The organism is Alkalibacterium thalassium, from assembly GCF_900101165.1.
Taxonomy (GTDB): Bacteria; Bacillota; Bacilli; order Lactobacillales; family Carnobacteriaceae_A; genus Alkalibacterium; species Alkalibacterium indicireducens.
In genome coordinates this window covers 1-2,523 of record NZ_FNFK01000105.1, presented here as the reverse complement: position 1 = coordinate 2,523, position 2,523 = coordinate 1, and the positions used below count along the sequence as shown (strand labels likewise).

4 protein-coding genes are annotated in these 2,523 nt (G+C 37.0%); 2 read left to right on the top strand and 2 right to left on the bottom strand.

What is annotated here, in order from left to right:
• Positions 1 to 89 precede the first annotated feature (89 nt).
• Both BLR76_RS11420 and BLR76_RS11415 read left to right on the top strand, forming a co-directional pair.
• Positions 90 to 629 carry a GNAT family N-acetyltransferase gene (locus BLR76_RS11420; RefSeq protein WP_091269030.1) on the top strand — a complete coding sequence of 180 codons (540 nt, stop codon included), beginning with the start codon at positions 90 to 92 and terminating at the stop codon, positions 627 to 629.
• A 35-nt stretch (positions 630 to 664) separates the two neighbouring features.
• The gene (locus tag BLR76_RS11415) at positions 665 to 1,525 is read left to right on the top strand and encodes a DUF4085 family protein (protein ID WP_091269028.1); all 861 of its coding nucleotides are present in this window, start codon (positions 665 to 667) and stop codon (positions 1,523 to 1,525) included.
• 243 nt (positions 1,526 to 1,768) lie between these two features.
• Here the strand turns inward: BLR76_RS11415 and BLR76_RS11410 are convergent, their stop codons facing one another.
• Both BLR76_RS11410 and BLR76_RS11405 read right to left on the bottom strand, forming a co-directional pair.
• Entirely contained in the window at positions 1,769 to 2,020 is a 252-nt protein-coding gene (locus tag BLR76_RS11410; RefSeq protein ID WP_091269026.1) for a hypothetical protein, read from the bottom strand.
• A 41-nt stretch (positions 2,021 to 2,061) separates the two neighbouring features.
• A partial coding sequence (locus tag BLR76_RS11405; RefSeq protein ID WP_143009260.1) for a transposase occupies positions 2,062 to 2,523 on the bottom strand: 462 nt, incomplete at its 5' end.

Here is a 2,523-nt window from a genome sequence, read left to right as displayed (position 1 = left end):
AAAAAGCAGTGAGTTTAATAGAAATAGTTATCCACATTTAGAGGTATGAATAATTCAGGAGTATTTATATTGATGAAAGTTGGAAAAAAATGGTTCAATTAAGAAAGATTACCCACGATAATTTTGATGCAGTAATGGAGTTAAGCATGACAGATGAGCAGAAGGGAAATGTGGATTCCAGCATATATTGTTTGGCTAAAGCCTACGTAAAGATACTTAACGATGAAAAACCGCCTATGATTTTCGCTATATGCAACAATGATGAAGTCATAGGATATGTCGATATTGGATTTTACGAACTGTCCGAAGATTCATTTTTAAGTAAAAAATATGGAGATAAATATACTTATGGAATTAATCGCTTTATGATTGATAAAAAGCATCAAGGCAAAGGGTTTGGCAAACAAGCAATGATGAAAGTTATTGAATACATAGAGACGTTTCCACAAGGACAAGCTGATGCAGTGGCTACATCCTATTGGCTGGTGAACGAAGCCGTCCGGAAGCTGTTTGCGTCTGTCGATTTCGTTGAAACAGGAGCAATATGGGACGGACAAACAGGCGATAATTGGAATGTAGGAAGAAAAGATATAGAGTATGCAGAAGTAGGGGCCAGACTTGGATTATAAAGGCAAGTTTAATCAAACTGAAAGGACATATATGTATGCGATATTTAACAAAAGAATGGTATGAATTATCTCAGATGACAGATTTTCATTTGGATGTGAGAGTACATAAAGGGGCTGGCGTTTTTAACGAAGGGCTCTATCAAAGACTTTATAAAAGAAAAGAGAAAGAATTTGTAGATATGCAGCAGGAAATATATGACACTGACCCTCGTTTTATGTTAGAAGAAGACGAAACTGCTATGGTCCCTCTAGATATGTTTATAAATGAAGAGATTATAAGTGAAGAGGATCAGCTGGTCTATTCTATGTCGCCCGAAGAAAAAGACCATATACAAAAACTTATAGAGGAATATGATAGTCGTCCGCCGTTTGATAAATATGATTGCAAAAAAACATTTGCAAACATTCATGAAACGCGTATAAAGGAGACAATGGATAAACTACCACATGAACTGTACCAGCAAATTGTTGATGTCCGAGTTTTCTCCCTAGGTTATTGCAGCAAAGCAGTCAAAAATCAGTTAAAAGCTTTAAGTTCAGATAATGAAAAAATGATGAATAACATTTTAAATGAGTATGATAAAGTACAGCAGGAAGAGAATATTCCTCAGATAATAGAAGAACGATTCAGCTTTCATGATTGCGAAGTAACAGATTTAAAAGTGGGAAAAAAAGATCTTGTCATCCACTTGAATACAGAAGGAGGCTTTACCAATTTTAATAAAGTGACTTTAAGAGAAGCTGAAATCATTAAACAGGAAGGTCAGATCAAAGAAAGTATTTGGCTTTATGAAGAGCTATATCGGTTAGATAATGGTTATGAAGTTCATGCGCTTTTGGCAGGAGAAGAAATGGCTGAGCTGATCATTCAGTGCACTGATATTATGGTCGAATAAAATGAGAAATCAAGTTAAAGAATCATGTATCAACGTCACTATCGAGCATATTGAAGGAAATAATAGAAAAGAAGATTATCATAAGTTGTGGAACTAAATAAGTATGACGCATCTAAAGAAATTGAAGTAATTTTTTTTGAAGAGAATGTACTGCAATCTATTTGTCTATTTGAACCAATTTCATAACTAACTTTTTAAAAAAGGAAACACTCGTCTAATTTCAAAATGACTATTTTTTAAAAATTACACGGCTATTTCTTTTCTGTTCTTTCTCTCAGCTAACCGTTGGTTTGCATAGGTTCGTGCATTGTATGCCAGTTGAATCAAACGATAAAAAGCATTGGCATGATCGGCTTTATAAAAGCGTGTAGCATTGAGTTGATAGGCATCTTTTAAGTAAGCGTTGACACGCACGACACTGCTTCGCTCATTGTAGATACGCTGCCAAGCTTGTGTGCCTCTTGCGGGATGATTGTACTTTCTGGCATCATCCATTTGTTTTACCTTATAGACTTTTTGACACAGCCTCGCATTTTTTAGGGGCACTCCCGGCAATGGGCTTCTGGTCGAACATACTTGAGGGCACCATAACGTTTATTATAGCTGTGTTCACGAAAACAGGTAGGGGCATAATGGTCATCAACTTCCCCATTATGTTTCGCTTGTCTTTTTAAGGCGGTGATCGGCTCTTGACCAGAGTTGTGAGCTTCCGTATAAATGTCTTTGGCATCGTACCCTTTATCCAAGGTCAAATAAGAGGGGGTATCGGTTCGGATTTTATTTTTCCCTACTTTTCGAATCGTTGGGATCGCTAAACTGACATCCGCCGTAAAGGCGGACGCCACTGTCATATCTAAGATGTATTGGGTCCGAGTGGAAACGGCTAAGGACACTTTATAGCCAAACCAAAAGGTATTTTTTCCTTGACTGTTCTTTTTCACACCCCAAGAAGGATAGGTCGGAATACATTCCACGATCTCTTCTGTACTCATGGCGTG

Excerpts from the sequence above, each read along its gene's own strand:
- BLR76_RS11415 (WP_091269028.1), top strand. The coding sequence starts at position 665 with ATGCGATATTTAACAAAAGAATGGTATGAATTATCTCAGATGACAGAT.
- BLR76_RS11420 (WP_091269030.1), top strand. The coding sequence starts at position 90 with ATGGTTCAATTAAGAAAGATTACCCACGATAATTTTGATGCAGTAATG.
- BLR76_RS11410 (WP_091269026.1), bottom strand. The coding sequence starts at position 2,020 with ATGGATGATGCCAGAAAGTACAATCATCCCGCAAGAGGCACACAAGCT.